Origin of the sequence: Paenibacillus xylanilyticus (assembly GCF_009664365.1) — a bacterium.
Classification (GTDB): Bacteria; Bacillota; Bacilli; order Paenibacillales; family Paenibacillaceae; genus Paenibacillus; species Paenibacillus xylanilyticus_A.
In genome coordinates, this window is record NZ_CP044310.1 from 3,523,222 (window position 1) to 3,544,385 (window position 21,164).

The window sequence follows — 21,164 nt, forward strand, 5'->3', positions numbered from 1 at the left end:
CCTATATGCTTAACATAATTCCAAGTGAATTCGCGCTCCCTGGTGGCTAGGCTCCAGCTGTAACGCTTCATTAAATCGTTTTTTGGCCTCTTCTTTGTTCCCAAGACCCAGTAATCCAAGGCCAAGCATAAACAAGCAGTGGGTTTGATTCCGCTTATTCAAATCATCCTCAAATACCAGAAAATCAGGTAAGGAGACAGCAAAGTAGTCGATTTTCACATCATCAAACAGATGTCGTTCTGCGTAGTCAATCAGCTTGTTAAATCGGCGCTTTGCTTCTTTCGAATTGTTCAATTGATCCCACGCTAGGCCTTGATAGAATATCATCTCTGGTGGCTGATCATTGTAATACATCGCACTCGCTGGTTCCTCCAACCCTTCTGATGCGAGTTTCCAATGATACACAGCCTCTTCTAGCTGTCCGAGTCCCTGATAAGCCATGCCCAGCTCATAGTGAATACTGTTCTCTTGCGCGCCTTCAAGTTTGCCCTCACCCAGATTCTCCGGATATTGAAGCGCCCGTTGAAGCAGGTAAATGGCTTCTTGATAGGATTGACCTGCATTCTCCTGCTTGGCAAGCTCAACGAGAGCTAGTGTATATTGTCCTGTTGCTTTTCCCTCCCCGCCTTCCCAAGGATGAAAGCGGCGACTTAATAATAAAGACAGTGCTTCATGATGTTTGCCTAGCGTGTTCAGCAGTGTAATATGTTCGAGATAAAGATCGTCGCGTTGTTCGACCAAGTGAATGTGTTCCTGAAGCTTCGTTAATCGTTCTTGTGCTGAAACGCCCATTTTCTTAAGCAGCTGATCGAGCTCGTAGAAAACTCGGGCATCATCCTTGTCACATGCAAATGCCTGATGAAGCGATTGCAATGAAGCTTCTGCGTCATGACGTTTGTTATAATAGGCCAGCGCAAGATTGCGGTGAGCCGTGGCGAATTGGTGTTCAAGGCCCGTGGAAATCTCCCAGTGCTGTATGGCCTCTTCCGCTCGTTTTTTATCATAATACAGGTTACCTAAATAATAATGGGCCTTACTATCCGATGGATTTTTATGGACTGTATGAAGCAATACACTTAGATCAAACAGGCTGTTCGGGAAACAGTAATCCGGGGCAGCCGCCCCTCCAAGGTGACGTTCATGTTCTGCTTTATCCGTGAGTCCCATCTTGTCGTAGACATAAGCAAGTGTATAATGAGCCATTGGATACGTCATTCCGCTCTGTTTGGAGCATATTTCTTCTAATAAACCTGATGCTTCCTCATAGAAACCACTTCCTGCATAATCCCAAGCCAGGTTCAAGTAATTATGCGCGTCATCTCTCAACAACCGGCGTAGTTCCGATTTCACCAGATGAGCCTCTTCGGTTTTCCCGATGGCTTCAAGATTCATGAATTTCTCATATCGTGCACCAAAATCCGCAATGTCCATCGTCAGCGTTTCGTCTGCAAACACAATAGCTTCCTCATAACGACCCAACCTGCGAAAGAGCGCCGTTTTTACGAGCCTTGATTTGTAGTTTCTTGTATTGCGAATCAATGCACGTTCTACCAGATCCAGTGCTTCGATAAACGCACCCCGCAGGGAAGCAATCTGGCTTAATGCGTAATAACCGCTATCCTGATATGCTGCAGACCACACTGCTTTATAAAAGGCTTGGAAAGCCTCTTCATTTCGTTCCTGGAGCTGGAGCGTCAAGCCAAGTTGATAATAAGCTTCACTGTCGTACGGATTGGGATTTCGCCAGGTCAATGACTCAATGGCCTTTCGGAAATGCGACTCCGCTTTCTCCAAATAACCTCTTCGAAGCAGAAGTGTTCCATAAGCAATGTTGAGACGAATATCAGAACCATCTCTTCTTAATCCTTCTTCGTAATAGCTTTCCGGTTCAAACGTAGCGTGCCTGTACTGCTCCAAATGAAGTCCGGCAAGATACAACTGTTCTGTACTCTTGAGTTCTTCTGGACGAGGAAGCGGTTTGGCGGCATCCGGAATCTGTTCGATGGATGGTTTCGCCGGCTTATAGCTGATGAGCTGCTTTTGCTTGGCATCTCGCACTTTGACAATAAGGTCATGCTGCTGATCTTCATCGTCCAACGTAATGATCGTTTTGTAAGTCGACTCGGGCGAAAGTGTAACCGTATCATTGACATACGTACGCTTACGTCCCTTCAGTTCAATTGTCGCACCTTCAAATATAGATGTCGCATAGGCCATTACTGTCGCAACGCGGAGTTTTTCATCTACCTCTAAATTCACCGCTGCATCGATAGAAGCGTTTTTGACAACGCCAATGTTTTTGTACGGCATGAAATATTGGGTAAACGACTTTTCTTCATACGGCTGAAGCCAGGTAAAATCGGGTTGGTTATCAGTGAATACGCCTGTCATTAATTCGATGTAAGGTCCGTCTTCATCCGTCAGACTTCGGTCCCAGGCTTGGCCGAACTCCCCGTTGCCCCACGTCCACTGCTTCTTGCCTGGGGAGATATGGTGGTTGGCTACATGCAGCAATCCTGCTTGTACGCCATGGTCGTAACCGCCTACAAAGTCGTAGTCGGATTTATATGCCATATAAGAAGTCGGGACCGGGATATTTTTATACCTGGAGATATCGACGCCTTCGGAATAATCCATTTTGTAATAAGTCCCTGTAGCAATCGGGAATTTGGATACATCCCTTTTTCCGTGATCAAAGACTGCTGTAACATCAGGTGGAAATACGGTCTGTGTATGATCATTAACAGCTACGGCCGGGTTGGCCCACCACAAAAAGGTTTGCGGCTCGGAGGTCCGGTTATACATTTGCGCCTTAATTTCGATATAGGCCTTACCTGGATGCAATGTGAAACCCGTCGTTACTTTTGTGCCGTACATGCGATCAATCTCACTAACCCATACGGTTGCGCTGCCGTCTTCATTCTCCGTTGCCGTGTGCTGTACAGGTCCAAACGTATTCGGTCGATGATGCTGCGGCCAGTTAAATTCGATACCTCCTGAAATCCATGGACCAGCAAGCCCAACGAGAGCCGGTTTGATAACACGATTGTAATACACGAAATCATAATTGTTTGTTTTATCTAATGCGCGGTAGATCCGCCCACCAATTTCAGGCATAATTTCGACGCGGACGTATTCGTTTTCAAGAATGGCCATGCAATAGGATTTGGATTTTTTCTCATCCAGGATTTTATCGATGACTGGATGCGGGTAGACTCGTCCGGAACTCCCCTGGTACACGCGTTTCTCCAGAAACATGGGGTTTTTGTCAGGTTTTCCTGTTTCGTAAGTGGGAATTTCAACCTGTACCTCCCATACCCGCACCTGATTAGAAACGGCTGATGAATCTGTTGTACTCATATCGAGATCCTCCTTTGTGTTATACGTTCAATGTAATGCCGCACCCCCTTTCATACAATTAACGAAAGTCGGTAGTTGATGGATTATCTTCTTAAACTTGATTGCACAAATGTGGGTAATGAAATAACCGCTCTATTCAATAGAGCGGTCTCTAATAAGTTAAATAACGATTAAATAGTGTGTTATTCTGAAGCCATGGCATCAGCTTTTGTTGGATGGACGGTGCCAAATGGATGTTGCGGTGGAGCGTAAATCACATAGACTTTAAGTGATTTGTTTCCTGTGTTCGTTATGTTATGCCACTTGCCAGCAGGTATCATGATTGCATAGTCTTCGAAGGCATTCACGACAAAATCGAGATTCTCTCTACGATCCCCCATCTGAACCAGTCCTTGACCTTCTTCAATCCGAATAAACTGATCTGTATTCGGATGAACTTCTAATCCGATATCTTCACCTACATTTATGTTCATAAGAGTTACTTGGAAGTGTTCCCCCGTCCATAAAGCTGTACGAAAATTATTATTAAGCTTAGTTACTTTTTCGATATCTACCACCAGAGGTCTCTTTCCGTAATCCTTTAGAAGCATCACTTGCTGGCCTGTATTTACCATACCCATATGAGATCCTTGGTCTAGTGAATGATTGTTTCTTTCTGTATAATTTGGATAATAATACGGATTATGTCCATTCGTGTATCCACCATATTGATGTGCTGGTGTGTGGTAGTAATACAATTTGCACCATCCCTTTACAAATATTATGCAGTCAGTATATGACTACATACGGGGAATGTGCCTAGCGAAACAAAGGGCTGAACTGGTTCCTCCGTTTTCATGGATACTTTTTGGATCGAAAGTTGATTAGTCATTTCTAATCTCCACCTTTAAGTAAGGAAAAAGCAGCTGCAACAGCGACTTCGAGAAGATATGTACTTGTCTCGCGATAAGGCTCGATAGGATTGGCTATGGTTGATGATTTTGTCTCATAATAAGATTGAAAATTCGCATGAGTAATAATACTAATGTAGACCATGCATTTCTATCATTATCTGTTTGATTCTGTAAATCTAGAGAACCAGATTTCTCTTACACTGATTAATCAACTGAATCCTTGGGTCATCATTTCTTAAATAGGGTAAAAGTTAAACACTCTAACCTTCATTGTAGCGCTGAAAAGGAGTGAGATTAATCGTATACAAAGCTTCTCCGTATGTACTTATGGTTGGTATTTTCATCATTATTTTTGACGGAATTTGGGTTGTGAAAACATATGATTCATATGATGTTTACCCGAAGGAGACATTTCTTCTTTTGCTTCTTGGCGCTTGTTTAATGATCCTTGCATATGGGACCTTATATATAAGGAGAAAGCATCATACTCCAGACCTAAACAAGATAAAAGATACAGAAAGCGAAGAAGAGACCAATAGTCAGTTGTTTGTTAACCGGATGTGGGAGCAACGAGAGACAGTTGGAGGCAAATTACTTCTATTTGTTCTTACCTTCCTTGCCCTTTTGGCTATTTTTGATTGGGGTTTGGCTCTTAATATGCTGCAACCCATCCTATTCGTTGGAATGATTGTATATTCATTTTTTTATATCATGCATGATGGTACCGAGGATGCGAGTGAGGACGAGTTTCGACCTAAAAGTAATATTATGCTAATATTTTTGCGTCTAATAGATTACAGAACACATCCGTTTAGTATAGGACTTTTCTTGTTTAATGGTATAGTCCTGACACTTCTGCTTGCTAAACATTTTAATTTCAACCTAAGCCTCGAGACAGGTGGTAATCCCAGATATGTCATGAGTTTACCCACATCTGCTTTTATCTTATCGGGTTTAACCGTAGCATGTGGTTTATTATATATTAGTCAACAATGTCACTTTTTCGGACTGTCTCAGAAAAATCGGGGCACATACAAATTATTTCAGATTCATTTTTATGAAATCATTATTTGCGGAGCAACTTTTTTTATATGGTTAACGGTAGTGGTTCTTACATCGGTTATCGGTTAAATAATTTTGAAATTACTAACGACAAAACTAATGAGTTTCAAAACAATTTTTAACTTATTATTCGTAACAAAAGCAGCCGATCATCTGTGATTAGCTGCTTTCATTTTTATATCGCACTATTTTTTGTCTCTCAACAGTACCTAATATGAAATACCTACACGATATCTGATATAAGAGTCATCTTTAATTTGCTTGTAGGTAAATTCAGCTGTATCACTCACGGATATCTCAGCCCCGCCTTCAGGCAAAACGTCACGCTCTACTCGGTATACGCCTAAATGTTCTCCGTCCGGTAAATACGTAGGACACACGATCGTCCAATCCAATGTTGATTCTTGAAGCAGAGAGTACACACGGTGATGCTCCTCGGCAGCGCGGGTGGATTTACGCCTCGATTCACTGGATTGATATCGTAGAATACTCGGAAAAAGCCTGCTTTGCAGAATACCCGCTGTCCCTACAGTAATAATTCGCTTTATCCCTTCTTCATACATTGCTTCAATGATTAATGGCATACTTTTGGATAGTGTATTGGTCCCGTCTGTGTTCAGTGCACTGAACACAACATCAGCTACATAGATAGCACGCTTAATATCTTCCTGATTCAAGACATTACCTTGAATGATTGTTAAATTTTCATCATTTACCTGACACTTTTCGGGTTGACGAACCAATACAGTTACATGATGCTTTTCCTTAAGTGCCCTGGCAACGATCTGAGTGCCTACTCGTCCAGTTGCACCCAATACTAGAATTTGCATAAAAGATTCACCCGCCCCTTTTTCTGAAAAATATGATGTTTCTCTTATGGCTCATTATTCTTCTTTCATTCGTTATGAAAGAAGAATAATGAGCCGCTTTTAAACGCTCTTATATAATTCCGAATAAATGTATATTATCATCAGCAGCCTTAATTTTGTAATTCGTCCAATGTTCCCGGCCGTCATCATGGCAAACTATATAGATGATACCACGTCTCTTAGAGAATTCTTAATCCATTCTTTTAATAAACAAACGAATCACGATGATTAGCATGGCAACATGATATAAGAATCCAATGCTAAAATAAATATACGAAGCGAAAAAATGACCCGATGTCCCTGTTAAAAAAACCAATGCTGGCCAATAGGTTGGAATCCACACCCCTACCCACAACCACGCATCTGGTACGAAAAAAACGATAATGGGGCCAACAATGAACAATAGCGAACCAATCTTATATAACGCTAACCCCTCTACTTTATTGGCTGAAAAAGCTGCAACCAAAAGTGCAAACCATGGTGCTTCCAAAGCCAACAACACTAACACAAACCCGATCTCCCAATAAAACCCCGTTAATCCTACAGATAAGATAAACATCGTTGTTAGTAGAGTACTTAAGATTGTAGGTAAAGTTAACCTGTAGGAAATATAGCCTCTTTTCATGAGTGGAGTTACAGCATAATAGGAGATGACATTCTCATCTCGTTCGTCCAGCATTAATAAACCTGTCATCATACCTAACAGCATGGGGATCGTTACCATAAGAAGAATTGCAGCAAAGTGTCTGTATACGGTCAGGTCGAAAGAGTAACTTGCCTCCAGCCACTGAGCTGTCATTGGAAATCCATATCGAGTAAGCAAGATCAACAGTATCGGTCCCAAAAAGCCAGCCATCAAGACCGGATCATGGCCTGCATGACGAATATCATTCAATAAAAGGACTCGGAATCGATTCAATTTCCAGTCCTCCCCTCTCCTATTCTTCCAAGAACATATTTCTTGAAAGAATGATCGGCCCAATTATACATTACGTAGTTCCAGATGAGCAGAATAAACAGAGCGTATATAGCCTCTCTCGCCGATAAGACAGAGAAAGCGGAACCTAAAAGAACTAATGTGCCTTCTGTTGGAAGAAGATACAACAGTCTAGAATTCCATAGCTCAAAAAAACCAAGCAAGGGAAGTAGTAAAGGAAGCGCAAAAACCTGAGACATCAGGATAAACCCGTTAATCGTCTGGTAACGAACGACTACCCCGATGGATAATAGTGTCATAAGACTCGAAGTTAACAGTACTCCAACTGAGAATAAAAGAGGAGATTGTGGAATTCCACTGGATGTTATATGAATTACCCAAGCAGCAGTTAGAGACAGAACCGATAATGAAGCCACTTTTGCTAACAGATAATCACGAGTACGGAGCGGCGTAACAAAAAGAGGATGATGAACTCCCTGGTCTCGCTCCAGAAGCAATATACCTCCAGCCAAGATCAACCCGAGTGCACTAGGATCACTAAACGTTAACAGAATGATGGCCTTTTCTAAATAATCGTTCGAAATAAAGTTCAGCAATATCCAATAACATGCACAAACCAGGGCATATACGATATAAAACCCATGACGCCACTGAAATTTGATGTCAAAGGCAAAAGCGGATAGGAATTTCATGTAAGCTCTCTCCCTGTAACTTCGATAAATATCTGCTCCAACGAAGCCTCCTGAGAATGGATGGTTTCAATCGTATGGGTTTTCAAAAGACTTAAAAATGAATCATTTTCGCCAAGTCCATGTTGGGGAAAAACGGCATGAACCAATTGCCCATCTTTACGGTACTCAATTTTAATTCGCTGTTGTCCCTTACGAAGCTTTAGCTCCCGCGGGGAATCGATCAGCTTGATTTGTCCATCGACGATAAAAGCTACCCGGTCACAAATATCCTCTGCGGCTTGCATGTTATGTGTTGTAATAAGAACCGTTTTGCCTTCATTCTTTTTTTCCAGGATCAGATCTTTCATCAGTTTGGCATTTACCGGGTCCAAACCTGAGGTTGGTTCGTCCAGAAAAAGAATATCCGGGTCATTCAGCAGGGCCCGACAAAAATTCAAACGCATCCTCATGCCTTTGGATAACTGGGATACCCTCAGATTTGCCGCTTTCTCCAAACCGACTTGTTCCAGCAACCTTTTTTGATCTACCGTTTTCCCTGTATACAGCGATCGAAAGAGATTTAAATTTTCCAAAACGGTAAACTTCGAGTAGAAGTTCGGAAATTCAAATGCCACTCCAATCCGCTCATAATAGTCAGGCCCGGTATCCTTGAGTTCTACGTGCGCCACTTGTACAGTGCCTTGATATCCCTTAAGTACACCAATCAATATTTTTTGCGTTGTACTTTTGCCAGCTCCTGAAGGACCCAGAAAGCCAAAAATTTCACCTTTTGGAATATAGAAATCCATGCTTCGAATCGTAGGCTCCCTTAGCCCCGGATAAGTAAAAGTAAGATTGCGCACATCGATCATAAAAAGTCCTCCCGTTTCGATTCCTATAATAAACGTATAATCTTGCGATACACTGTTCCATCAGGCCACTCTCCAGACAGAAGATGTTCTTCTGTCCGACCTTCAAATACAAACCTCCTCTATAATGAATGTTAACATCGCTGATAAGGGAAAAAAGACAAAAAGAGCCCGCAGTGTGCAGGCTCCTCCATGTAAACCGTTTTTAATTTTCCATTTAATTACTGCTCTTAATTTACCGCGACCCAGATCATTTTGACAACATAAAATATAATTTACTTTGTTCATTATTTTCTATGACTTCACACTTCAGAAAATACTAAGTTTTCACTTAATCACTGGATACGCCAAGCGCTTTGTTCCGTTCCTTAAGTCTCTCGTATAGAGGATGCAGCTCCGCAATATCAGGTCTTCTCTGAGCGAGCCATCCTGATGGAAAGGATCTATAACAATTAATTGGTGTTCTACTAAAAAGGACCAACATTTCAATCAGCCCCACCGTTCCTAAACTCAAGATATACGACTAACTTTGCTACATCATTCGAGTTTTTATTCCATTTTTTAACATCCATGTTAAAATCGATATAACTAAATAAACGCTAATAAGGAGTATATTTTCACATGAAAGCTATTCTTATTGACGATGAAGTTTTAGCGTTGTCTTATTTGGAGCTTCAACTACTGAAGATGGAAAATTTCAGCCTTGATATTATCGGTAAATTCACAAACCCATACGATGCCTTGGATATCGTTGAACATGCCAAAGTGGATATCGCCTTTATTGATATAGAGTTACCTGAGATCAATGGTATTGAACTGGCGGAACGCTTGTTGGAGTTTGACCCTGACTTGATGGTGGTATTTGTTACGGCCTATCAGGAATACGCTGTGGACGCTTTCGAATTAAACGCCATAGATTACATTGTGAAGCCGGTTCGCTTCGATCGGTTGTCCAAAACAATGAATCGCATATTGGGCAAGAGTACCGCCAGATTGGATAACCCTGATCCCCATCAACCCCTCAGGATGACCATGTTCAAACAAGTCATGATTGAGGAGCCACAATCGCCTGGACAATTTACGTTGATGCAATGGAGAACCTTCAGAGCACAGGAGCTTTTCCTGTATCTGCTACAGCATAGGGGACAGCTTGTTCGTAAATCGTTTATCGTTGATTTATTGTGGAGCAATACAGATGTGAACAAGGCCTACTCACAGTTATATACAACCATTTACCATATTCGCAAAACGCTTACTGCATATGGCAAGAGATTTCAGATTAAGAGTGCAAATGAAGGATATTTATTGGAGCTGGACGATATCATTTTGGACGTATCACTATGGGAAGACTCGATGCAAACCATCGATATTTCAGAGGAGAACCTGGAGCTTCATCTGGAGAAGATAAACAGCTATACGGGTGAGTATTTGCAGGAATACGATTATTGGTGGGCAGAGGCAGAAAGACATAGACTTAAACAATTATGGCTAAACACAGCTCTAAGTGTCGGCAGTTGGTATGAGGATCAGCAGAGATTTGGCGATGCGTTGACTACATATTTGCAAATTCACCGCCTCTATTCATTAGAGGAAAAGTCTGCGTTTGCCTTAATGAAGCTGTATGACAAATTGAACGAGCCACAGAAAACGATGGAATGTTATCAAGAACTCACGACACGACTAAAAGAAGAATACGATATTCTCCCAGGGAACGATATTCAACTATGGTTTAAGGAATGGCAAGAGAAACAACTGCCCTCTTAATCCGCATTTTAAATGTATAGCAAAAAGAGAGGCCTATTTACTAGCCCACTATAACGTATGACAAAGGATTGTTCATGTTGCCAACTTTCGCACCTATTAAGAAATTCATATCCAGACACAGGATGGCCTGGCTCATCCTCATATACTTAACAGCTTTAATTGGAGTAAGATTTTTCTGGTATACGGAGTTCTCCCCTCCGAATCAGCCACATGCAGCCCAGGGAGAACTTGATTTGTCCAACTTGAAATTTACGGATCAACAGACGATCACACTGAACGGGGAATGGAACTTTACTCCGGGTACCTTCATTCAGCCAAGCACATCCTTTCGTGATACATCACATTCTGCTCATTTGACAGAGGTTCCCGGTACTTTTAATGATACGAGTCCTGAATCCAATTTCGGAACGTATCGACTTCGTGTACTTTTGCCTACATCTAATGCGTCTTATGGCATTCATATTCCTGAAATTAAGACTGCGTATCGCTTATATGTTAATGGAAGCCTTCTATACGAATCAGGCCATCCTGATGACAACCCGGTTGGAACGATCTCTAAGGTTGTACCCTATACAGGTAACTTTACCGTGGAGCAGTCCACCATGGATATCGTCATTCATGTCAGTAATTTTCACTACCATAATAAAGGTGGCATTATTCAATCCATTAAATTTGGTACTCCATCTGCTATCTTGAATGAAATACATTTTAGCGAAGATATGCAGCTGCTCGTCGGAATTATTTTGCTGCTTCATATGTTATATATCGTTATTCTTCTTTTCGTAGGGCACCGACAGAAAGAGCTTCTTTATTTTGCCGGAATTATTTTGTTTGCCTTGCTGGTTACATTAATAGACGATGATAAAATGCTGCTTCAATGGTTACCAATCAACTTCGAATGGACAGTACGTATGAGGATTATTGGATACTCCGCCCTTTGTTATTGTCTAGTGTTATGTACAAAGCACCTGCTTGGCGTACATCGTTTTAAGAAACTGATTTCTATTTTCTCTATTTTCTTTTACACCTATGTATCCATTACACTTTTCTTTCCGATCAGTTGGCTGGATTATACCTCTAAGATTCTAGGTATTTTCATGGTCACAGCCATCTTACTCGTACCGATTATTTCAAGGCAGGCTGTGAGGAGTGGTCAAGAAGCTGCCACTTCAATATTACTTGCGGGCATTGCCGTATCATTTAATATAGCATTCAGTGGATTGTTCAAATCATGGTTTAATAAAGACCTGCCGTATTACCCAATTGACCTGATTGTAGCCTTTGTTGTGTTTGCATCCTTTTGGTTTGTACGCTTCACCAAAACAGCAATACGTGCAGAGAAACAAGCGGAAGCGCTCAAGAAAGTGGACAAACAAAAAGATGAGTTTCTCGCGAATACGTCACATGAGCTTCGGAATCCACTTCATGCGATCATTAATATGGCCCAATCCATCATTATTCGGAAGAACAGTAAGCTGGATACAACGGATCAAGAAGATTTGATGCTGATTACCAAAGTTGGACAACGCATGTCACATCTGCTCGATGACTTGATTGATATTACCCTACTGAAGGATAGCCGGGTTACGCTAGAACCAACAAGTGTCTCTTTACCAGCAGTGGCCAAGGGAGTTGTCCATATGCTGAACTATATGACGGTTGATAAGAACGTGCAGCTGCAAAACGAGATTCCTGATACATTACCTAACGTAGCAGCTGACGAAAACCGGCTTACCCAAATTATGTTCAACTTAGTGCACAATGCATTGAAATACACCAAGGAAGGCCGTGTTTCCCTTCGTGCGGAGACGCTGAATGATGCTGTTTACGTTCATATTATAGATACGGGTATTGGAATTGACGAAGAGCTGCAGCAGCGCATATTTTCCCCGTATGAACAAGCGGATTCCAGCATAACTTCTCCAGGCAGCGGCTTGGGTCTGGGACTCAGCATAAGCAAAAATTTAGTAGAACTTCATGGCGGAACACTGGAGCTGACGTCTAAAATTGGACAAGGATCCGTCTTCACATTTTCCTTACCTCTGGCAGAAGCCATACCGGCTGTTAAAGGTGTACAGAACCGTGAAGAAATGGAGTCTCATCTCAATCATATGGTATCCGATGTGATGGAGGCAGCGATGGAAGCAGCTGTTTCTTCAGAGAATGGATACAAGGTGGATCATATCAAGGGGTCTATTCTTGTAGTGGATGACGATGCCGTCAATCTGAAGGTTATAAAATCATTGCTGGAGCTGGACAACTATGAGGTTACCGCTGTAAATAGTGCTGAAGAGGCCCTTAGACAAATTAACCATAAACAACAGTGGGATCTGGTCGTAACCGATGTGATGATGCCGGAAATGTCGGGATATACCCTGACTGAAATGATACGAAAGAAGTTTACCATTTTCGAGCTGCCTATACTGCTATTGACGGCTAGAATCAGACCAGAAGATATTCATACCGGGTTTCTTGCGGGTGCTAATGATTATTTAACAAAACCGGTTGATATGTTAGAGCTTCAATCCAGAATTCGCGCTTTAATCCATTTTAAACAGTCTGTAGACGAGCAATTACGTATGGAAGCTGCGTGGCTCCAAGCTCAGATTCAGCCTCACTTTTTGTTTAATACAATCAATTCCATTGCTTCGCTTAGTCTATTAGATCCAGATCGCATGATTACGCTGCTCGAAGCCTTCGGTGATTACTTAAAGGGAAGCTTTAATTCAAGGAACTTAGAGCGCCAGGTGCCTCTGTCCCATGAGCTTGATTTACTGCGAGCTTACTTATACATCGAAAAGGAGCGATTTGGAGAGCGATTGGAAATAGAGTGGAATCTGCCTGATCCATTGGAGGCTAAACTTCCTCCACTTACGATCCAACCTATCGTAGAAAATGCCATCCGGCACGGAATATTGAACCGTACCCGTGGAGGAAAGCTAACTCTATCTGCTACAAAAGAAGCGGATTACATCCAATTCATCATACATGATAACGGAGTGGGTATGGATGAGACCAAGCTGTCCTCCCTATTAGATCGTAATAAAAAAGCGGGAACCTCCGGTGTGGGATTAACGAATACCGATCGACGGCTCAAAAAAATGTATGGACAAGGCTTAACGATTCATAGTAAACCCGGTGAAGGAACGACGGTTTCCTTCATCGTACCGAACCCATAGCGTAATAAAAGAAGGAGCGAGCATGATTTCATGCGGCTCCTTCTTTTTTTTATTTCAAGCCAAAAGCTTGCCTTTTACGATATCGCTCGCCGAATGGCGCCATTGAATACTTTTCTTATAAATGAACCAAGTTAGATACGATAATCGCACTTTACAACCTAGGATTACCTGGTTCCTCATTTCCCAAATACATCTCGGTTTTTTCTCCATTCAATAACTGCTGAATTTGCTTTCGCAATTTGGAAGGATACAATGGTTGTCCGATCAGGTTATCGATATCAAGCCATTCATAACGGACGTGATGTCCGTCACCTTGGATGAGTAAATGGTCCGTTGATCCTTTATATTCGCATAAAAACACAAAATCCACACGGTGAAACGCCTCGCCATATACGCCTTCAATGACAAATTCCAATGAATTAGGAATGATCTCTACTCCGATTTCTTCTGCGACTTCACGCTTTACGGCTTCAGTTAATGTCTCCCCCGCACTTTGGCTTCCACCAGGCAATATATAAAAAGCATCGCCATCATCGTCTATCTTAATTGCCAACATTTTTCTGTCTTCAATGATTAAGGCCTTTACGGAATTTCTTATCCTTCTCTCCATCTTATCTACTATCCCCTATATTCCTATTGATTTTATCCTCAGGTTCAGTTGCGCTTAAAACGAAGTTAACATACCAGTCTCAACATATTCTGAACACCTCTAATGTATTTTTCGTCAATATTGGCGTAGAGATTTAGTCAACGGGCGAGGCAATTTGTATTGGTAATATTTACTCATTAAACAGTGTTCACATCTTTGTTACAGTGGATAAGCATTATGAAGACATAGACAGGAGTTTTAATAGACATGAACGTTCGCACCAAATCCATCATTGGTCTGCTTTGCGTGACGACATTAGCAGGGGCATATTTCAGTTATACAGAGCATCAGAATAATCGACAATGGGAGCAGCAGCAACAGCGCAATACACAATACTGGTCCCATATGCAATCAATCTACCTGCGCGATTTTGATTATGCGCTTGCGGAATCTCTTGCGGCATCTACGATTACAGATCGGCAAGCAGCACTTCAATCTGCGATTGAACATGCCAATATTATCTCGGAATATGTAAGGATCGGATCCGTTACCATGAACTTTCAATCTTCGTCCTCGTATGAGTGGTTCATCACAGAAGGCCGCCGCTATTTGGCCTATCCCGCCAGCGAGAAGGGAATGTCGCTCACCCCGGATCAATTAGAACAAATTCAGCGCTTGAGAACGTTCGCGAGGACCGCTCTATCGTATCTTGAGCAGATGAGAAAGAAAGCTTTGGATTCCTCTTCTTCAGATATACAACAGATTTCGACCGAAATGGAAGAGGCCTTGTCTGAGCTCGACATGGTCTTCACGTCCGGCAATAAAGCCTATAATGAATTCCGGTACAACCAGAATCCTTACATACCTCTGAAGCCAGGAACCGTTTTTGCCGGTGAAACTACGTATACGGCTACGGAGCTTGCGGCCAAAGCAAAGATTTTCATGGGCGAAGCTTGGAATAAAGGGGCAGGTAAGCAAATCGTCCACATGGCCTCTGGCGGGAGCAGCCCCGAGTTCGGAGAAGTCATGGATTTCAGGTTATCGGACACCGAAGGACAATCAACCAGCTCCTATACCGTAACACTAAGTAAAAGCGGACACGTGCTCCAAGTGAGACGCAAGGGCTCGATCTCCAAAGATGCAGCTGTAGAGCAAAATATGGACTTAAAGCAGTTTATCGAAGTTGCGGACGCCTGGATGACTCGCTGGTCTGACGAACGTCTGACATTAGCAGCAAAAGAGATAAAAGAAACTTCCATTTATCTCGTCTATATTCCAGTCCGGGAGCAAATCTCCATTCCGCAGATGAAAGTCGTATGGCGATTTGATCGCCGTACCGGTGCGTTGATGAGCTTTGATGCGTCAAATTATTTTTCCCATTATAATAAAAACTTTCCCCTTAACCCGAAGCTGACAGCAGAGCAAGCCTCTGCGAAGCTTGGCCCATACGTAAACGTCTCGGGTAAGCCAAAGCTGAAGCTCCACAACGACAAACTCGTCTATGCATTTCCCGTCACCGGGATTGAAGGCGTTACTCACGTATACATTAATGCTCGCACAGGCGCTGGCGAAGGTATTGACTACAAACTGTAAGCAAAAAGAGGCAGCCCCGCGAATACCATCGCTGTGGACTGCCTCTTTTGTGTGCTGCTGTCACAATAGATTAAATCTCACGAAAACACATTCTGGCTCTTTCTAAATTCACTCTTTCACGCTTGCCGTTCATCCGTAGCACAATGAGCTGAATATTCTGCTTCTTCTGAAGCAGATCGATTTATTAATCCGATCATTGGGTTTGTGACAATATTTCAGACGATGTCGGTGTAAACGTATACGTTCCGCCAGCTTCTGCATTGAAAGAAATCGGCTTAAGGCCAGGGCCTTCCAACTGACAAAGTCCAGCAATTGTACTTTTTACGTTGACTTCAGTAATTTCCGCTTTCGCCCACGAAAATCCAATGGTATATCCGCCTCGGGCCCTGAGCCCCTCCACACTCCCTTCACACCAGTTGTCTGGTAAGGCAGGCAGAAGCCGGATCACATCGGTGTGGCTCTGCAATAACATCTCAGCAATTCCAGAGGATCCTCCGAAGTTGCCGTCAATCTGAAACGGAGGATGATTGTCAAAAAGATTGGGCAACGTGGAGTGCTCCAGGAGAGCTCTTACATTTTCATAAGCCTTCTGCCCATCCTGAAGTCTTGCCCAGAAGTGAATGATCCAGGCCCGGCTCCATCCGGTATGCCCCCCACCATTCTCCAATCTACGTTCGAGCGTTGTACGTGCTGCTTTTGCAAGTTCCGGCGTGTGTTCTGGAGTGAAGCTTTCTCCAGGGTACAAACCAAATAGATGGGAGATGTGCCGGTGTCCCGGTTCCACTTCTTCGTAATCCTCCATCCATTCCTGGATTTGTCCGTATTTGCCGATTTGAGTCTTGGGAATTCGCTTCAGAGCAGCAGCAAGTTCTTCCCTGAATGTATGGTCCCTTCCGATCAACTCGGCACTTTGAATGCATGCAGTGAACAGAGCTTCAATAATCTGAAAATCCATCGAAGCGCCAGCGCATAGCACCCCAACCTCACCATTTGGTAGTCTGTAACTGTTCTCTGGAGAGACGGATGGACAGGTAATTAGACGCCCATCTGCATCCTCAATCAGATAATCAATGAGAAATTGGGCCGATTCCTTCATCGTTTCGTATGCTTCCTCCAGAAAAATGAGATTCTGACTGTAGCGATAATGCTCCCATAAGTGCAGGCATAACCAGGCAGCACCCAGCGGCCAGAAGGAAGCTGGCAGGTAGGTATCCTGAGGGGCCGTGTCTGCCCAAATATCCGTATTATGATGCGCGGTAAACCCGCGGCAGTCATACATCTTTTGTGCCGTAACTCGGCCAGGCTCCCGCATTCGCTCAATCAGATCGAACAATGGCTCATGGCACTCGGCTAGATTGCAGTTTTCAGCGAGCCAGTAGTTCATTTGGGCATTAATGTTGATCGTAAATTTGCTGTCCCATGGGGGAGTGAAACTGTCATTCCATATGCCTTGAAGATTAGCAGGCAAGGAGCCTGGCCGGCTTGAGGATATCATCAGATAACGACCAAACTGAAAATAGGTTTCGATCAATTCGGGGTCTTCTTCTCCCCTTTGGAACTGTTGTAATCTCTCATCTGTCGGACCATCATGACGATCAGAACGTTTGGACAGGTTCAACGAAACCCGGCTGAACAGTTCATGATAATCCGATGTATGCCGTACAAGCAGTGTTTCATAAGGAATCCGGCTGAGCTCTTCCATACGAAGTGTAGTGTATAATTCCGGATCTTCCTGGCGGAAAGTCGTTTCTGCAGTAAGCAGCAGTGTGACCGTGCTCGCGTCCTTCACCAGCAAATACTCGCCAAGGAGCTGACAGGCACCTCCGTCTGGTATCGCTTTCAACACAGCTGCGAAGGAACTGCCGTCTTTACCACCGCATTCACCCCGCATAATGAGTCCGCTCTGCTCCCACTTCTTGGTTTTCTCCAGATATCTCCAATTCTGTCGATTGAATCGGGCTTTCATGGACAAGGCATTCTTCTTGTCTGCTGAGATTCGGATGATGATGGCTTGGTCCGGATGACTGGCAAACAGCTCACGAGTATAATGGATACCATTAACGCGATAGCTAACCGTGGAGATGCCCAGGTCCAAATCCAGCTCACGTACATAGTCTTCAACAGGACCATCATGATTGCCGAATGATAACTGCAGCTCACCAAGTGGCACATAATGTCTTTGGGCTTCAGGAAGCCCGGCCATCGTCATGCTGGCCATCTCTTCAGCCTCCCGAAGTTTCCCTTCCATGATTAATTTGCGGATATGGGGCAGATGGGGCAGTGCATCTTCGTTATTCCGATCCCGGGGACCCCCATACCACATCGAGTCTTCATTTAACTTCAAACGCTCCTCCACTACACCTCCAAATATCATTGCGCCAAGCCGACCGTTCCCGATTGGCAAGGCCTCGTTCCATATCTCTGCCGGTTTGCTGTACCACATGCGATGATTGTTCCGATTAGATTCTTTCATTCTGAACCTCCACTATGAATTTCAATGAATGATAAGAGATTAATCTCATAATAACATCGTAACAAAGAATAAAAATAACGTATTCATGCAGATCCATACTCTTTCATGATATGGGAATCGAAAAGATCATGTATTGGGAGAGTTTCTTCAATAAAAATCAATGGTGGCTGCCTGCCATAAAAGATTACGGACCTGATTCGCAAGAATGCGAACCGGTCCGTGTTTGATAGGAATGGTTGATTTATCGCCCAGGATGGGTATAAACCTCCCCATTCTCCCTACTTGGAAATGGATGAAGAATCATACGCTGCCTGCATAATTTCCAGATAACGCTGGATGTTAAGGCCTTCCAGCCCTTTCACATAATCGTCCCAATCCTTTTCCAGACTCTTAGCTCCAGTGATGAATTGCAGGGCATTCTGGTCAATATAATCCTTGAGGTTCGTCTGCATCATGCTTGTTTCGTCCGCATTGGCCGGGTCCACCCATAGTGCCCAATGCGGAAAAACTTCCTTGGGTTCTTTGCCTTCCATCAAGAGTGTTGCCTCATAAAGTCGGCGCTCATATCCGTCACCTGCATAGATGTCCTTGCCCTGTACTTCGGCATCACGGTATGCCCTGTGGTGATTATACTGACTAAGCGCACCCCAGCTGTCATTACGAGGTTCCGCTCCTGTGGGGAGGGGAATGGCTTTGTAGAGCGGCTCTACCTGATCATTAAGGGCCACGTCGCCTTCCTCCGGCTTGCGCCAGCTGGTGCCCTCCTCACCCAAATATGCACTCATGGCTCCCTCTTGTGTATAGAGATAATCCAGCATTTTTATGGCTGCAATCTGTGTCTCTTCACTTGCCTTGTTTGTGAGGACAAACGATGCTCCAGGGTCAATTGGATAGTTATAGGTCGCATAATTGGCATGCGGCCCTTTCAAAGGAGCAATCGGATTATAATCCTTACCATAAGGAGCACCCTCAGCTGTATTTACAAAAAGAGATGGGTGCATGGCTGCACCTGCGCCAAGAAGCTGCGCATCCGCATTATCTCCGATTTTTTTAAAGGCCCCCACATTTTGCGTGAACGCACCAGGGTCAATCAAACCTTCATCATACAGCGACTTGATATAGGCCAGTCCTTCCTTCCACTCCGGTTTGTTCGCAACCGTATCAACCCGGCCATCCTTAGCAATGAGATAGGTTCTGTCATCGTCGTAGATAAACCCGTTCATCAAATAGGGAATGATGTGCACGCCGAAGTTTTCAATGGAACCGCTAAGAGGCACTTCATCCGCTTTGCCATTGCCATTCGGGTCCTTGGTTTTGAATGCCTTTAGCACTTCCTTAAATTCTTCCGTCGTTGTAGGCTCGGATAAACCAAGCTGCTCTAGCCATTTCGTATTCATCCACATTTTGTTCGGATAGGAGCAGTGGAAACATTCATTCAAGCCTGTCAGACCGTAAATATTGCCGTCGGGTGCAGTGTTCATTGCTTTATAATACTCACTGCTGTCCAGTACCTTTTTGATATTCGGTGCGTATTGCTCAATTAGATCATTCAGCGGCACAATGACACCTTGCTGGCCAAATTTCAACAAGTCCGTTTGAGAAAAACGGTCCACCCATGGAATGAGCAAATACAGATCCGGGTAGTCCCCTGAAGCCAATGATATTTGTCTTTTTTCAGCAGCGCCGTCAAAAGGAACGGTCGTCCAGTTGATCTTCACATTAAACTTCTCTTCCATCTTTTTCGTAAACTTGTTCGTTTGAAGGTTGGTATCTGAACTTTGATGAGCAAACACATTCATGGTCACGTTGTCCCCGGATGAAGGGTCGCTCCCCTCTTCTCCGCTGCCACCATTAGAGGATGAACATCCCGCAAGTGCTATAGACAGGAGCAGTATACAAGCAAGTACGAATGACCCTGTTTTTCTCAAATAGACCCTCTCCCTTATGAATAATTGTAGTGAATTAGCCCTTGACGGAGCCAATCAACATGCCCTGAACGAAATATCGCTGTACAAACGGATAAATGACGAGTACCGGCAAGCTGGCCATTACAATGAGTGAGAACTTCATCAGCTCGGCCATTTGCTGCTGCTTCACCATCTCTCCCACATCCATATTTCCCGTGGTGTTACTCAGGATCAGAATGCTGCGGAGAATCAACTGAAGCGGATAGAGCGATTGCGTTTTTAAATAAATCAGGGCATCAAAATACGCATTCCACTGCCCCACGGCATACATCAATGACAAAACAGCGATGATGGGTTTGGCAAGCGGCAAAATGACGCTGAAAATGAAACGGATATCACTGCATCCGTCAATATCGGCTGCCTCGGACAGCTCTTCCGGGATGGAATTCTGAAAAAAAGTACGTGCGATAATCACCTGCCACACCCAGATGGCATTAGGAATCAACAGAGCCCAGCGTGTATCAATCAGTCCCATGGATTTAACCACCAGGTAAGTTGGAATTAATCCGCCTGAGAATAGCATGGTGAATGTAATAAACATCATGAGAGGGCTGCGCCCGACAAAGGTTTTTTTGGAAAGCGGATAAGCAATCATTATGGTCAGTGCTACGCTAATGATTGTTCCTATTGTGGTGTAAAATAACGAATTGGCGTAACCCATGATAACCTGATCGTTGCGTAATACAGACTTATAGCCGTCGAGTGTCATATCCACAGGCCACAGCCAGACTTTTCCGGATGTAACTGCAGCCGGGCTGCTCAGAGAAGAGCTTACGATATAGATCAGTGGATAGAGCACTGCAATTAAGACCACCGTCAGAATGAGATAGATGATGGCTATAAACACCCGATCCCCAAAAGATTCTCTGATGGTGCTCCTCTGACTAACCGCTGAGCCGGCTTGGGACTGCAACTTGCTCATCTGATTCCCTCCTTTC

General features: G+C 43.6%; 14 protein-coding genes. 4 read left to right on the top strand and 10 right to left on the bottom strand.

Annotation, left to right across the window (positions count from 1 at the left end; genetic code table 11):
- Positions 1–9 precede the first annotated feature (9 nt).
- Both F4V51_RS15690 and F4V51_RS15695 read right to left on the bottom strand, forming a co-directional pair.
- Positions 10–3,360: a tetratricopeptide repeat protein gene (locus F4V51_RS15690; RefSeq protein ID WP_153978726.1), complete on the bottom strand. Its 3,351-nt coding sequence runs from the start codon at positions 3,358–3,360 to the stop codon at positions 10–12.
- A 182-nt stretch (positions 3,361–3,542) separates the two neighbouring features.
- Positions 3,543–4,097, bottom strand: coding sequence for a cupin domain-containing protein (locus tag F4V51_RS15695; RefSeq protein WP_227779477.1), 555 nt, complete (start codon positions 4,095–4,097; stop codon positions 3,543–3,545).
- Between the two features lie 525 nt (positions 4,098–4,622).
- Here F4V51_RS15695 and F4V51_RS15700 point away from each other — a divergent pair.
- Positions 4,623–5,384: a hypothetical protein gene (locus F4V51_RS15700; RefSeq protein WP_153978727.1), complete on the top strand. Its 762-nt coding sequence runs from the start codon at positions 4,623–4,625 to the stop codon at positions 5,382–5,384.
- A 140-nt stretch (positions 5,385–5,524) separates the two neighbouring features.
- Here the strand turns inward: F4V51_RS15700 and F4V51_RS15705 are convergent, their stop codons facing one another.
- From F4V51_RS15705 to F4V51_RS15720, 4 genes are all read right to left on the bottom strand, one after another.
- Positions 5,525–6,145: an NAD(P)-dependent oxidoreductase gene (locus tag F4V51_RS15705; protein ID WP_153978728.1), complete on the bottom strand. Its 621-nt coding sequence runs from the start codon at positions 6,143–6,145 to the stop codon at positions 5,525–5,527.
- A gap of 229 nt (positions 6,146–6,374) precedes the next feature.
- Complete coding sequence (locus tag F4V51_RS15710; protein ID WP_153978729.1) at positions 6,375–7,103, bottom strand: hypothetical protein; 729 nt, start codon at positions 7,101–7,103, stop codon at positions 6,375–6,377.
- On the bottom strand, positions 7,100–7,813 hold the full coding sequence (locus F4V51_RS15715; protein WP_153978730.1) for a fluoroquinolone export ABC transporter permease subunit: 714 nt from the start codon (positions 7,811–7,813) through the stop codon (positions 7,100–7,102). Before F4V51_RS15715 ends, F4V51_RS15710 begins: the two co-directional genes overlap by 4 nt.
- Positions 7,810–8,664, bottom strand: a complete 855-nt coding sequence (locus F4V51_RS15720; protein WP_153978731.1) for an ABC transporter ATP-binding protein — start codon at positions 8,662–8,664, stop codon at positions 7,810–7,812. Before F4V51_RS15720 ends, F4V51_RS15715 begins: the two co-directional genes overlap by 4 nt.
- Before the next feature lie 618 nt (positions 8,665–9,282).
- On the opposite strand from F4V51_RS15720, the gene F4V51_RS15725 reads away from it, so the two are divergent.
- Both F4V51_RS15725 and F4V51_RS15730 read left to right on the top strand, forming a co-directional pair.
- Complete coding sequence (locus F4V51_RS15725; RefSeq protein WP_153978732.1) at positions 9,283–10,425, top strand: response regulator; 1,143 nt, start codon at positions 9,283–9,285, stop codon at positions 10,423–10,425.
- 233 nt (positions 10,426–10,658) lie between these two features.
- The gene (locus F4V51_RS15730) at positions 10,659–13,604 is read left to right on the top strand and encodes a hybrid sensor histidine kinase/response regulator (protein ID WP_236146566.1); all 2,946 of its coding nucleotides are present in this window, start codon (positions 10,659–10,661) and stop codon (positions 13,602–13,604) included.
- Between the two features lie 151 nt (positions 13,605–13,755).
- Here the strand turns inward: F4V51_RS15730 and F4V51_RS15735 are convergent, their stop codons facing one another.
- Positions 13,756–14,214 (bottom strand): NUDIX domain-containing protein, encoded by a 459-nt coding sequence (locus F4V51_RS15735; protein ID WP_153978733.1) that lies wholly within the window; start codon positions 14,212–14,214, stop codon positions 13,756–13,758.
- A 246-nt stretch (positions 14,215–14,460) separates the two neighbouring features.
- On the opposite strand from F4V51_RS15735, the gene F4V51_RS15740 reads away from it, so the two are divergent.
- Positions 14,461–15,786, top strand: a complete 1,326-nt coding sequence (locus F4V51_RS15740) for a PepSY domain-containing protein (RefSeq protein ID WP_153978734.1) — start codon at positions 14,461–14,463, stop codon at positions 15,784–15,786.
- A gap of 193 nt (positions 15,787–15,979) precedes the next feature.
- Here the strand turns inward: F4V51_RS15740 and F4V51_RS15745 are convergent, their stop codons facing one another.
- From F4V51_RS15745 to F4V51_RS15755, 3 genes are all read right to left on the bottom strand, one after another.
- Complete coding sequence (locus F4V51_RS15745; RefSeq protein ID WP_153978735.1) at positions 15,980–18,259, bottom strand: glycoside hydrolase family 95 protein; 2,280 nt, start codon at positions 18,257–18,259, stop codon at positions 15,980–15,982.
- A 278-nt stretch (positions 18,260–18,537) separates the two neighbouring features.
- Positions 18,538–20,187 carry an ABC transporter substrate-binding protein gene (locus tag F4V51_RS15750; RefSeq protein ID WP_153978736.1) on the bottom strand — a complete coding sequence of 550 codons (1,650 nt, stop codon included), beginning with the start codon at positions 20,185–20,187 and terminating at the stop codon, positions 18,538–18,540.
- A gap of 34 nt (positions 20,188–20,221) precedes the next feature.
- On the bottom strand, positions 20,222–21,148 hold the full coding sequence (locus F4V51_RS15755; RefSeq protein ID WP_153978737.1) for a carbohydrate ABC transporter permease: 927 nt from the start codon (positions 21,146–21,148) through the stop codon (positions 20,222–20,224).
- Between the last annotated feature and the right edge of the window lie 16 nt (positions 21,149–21,164).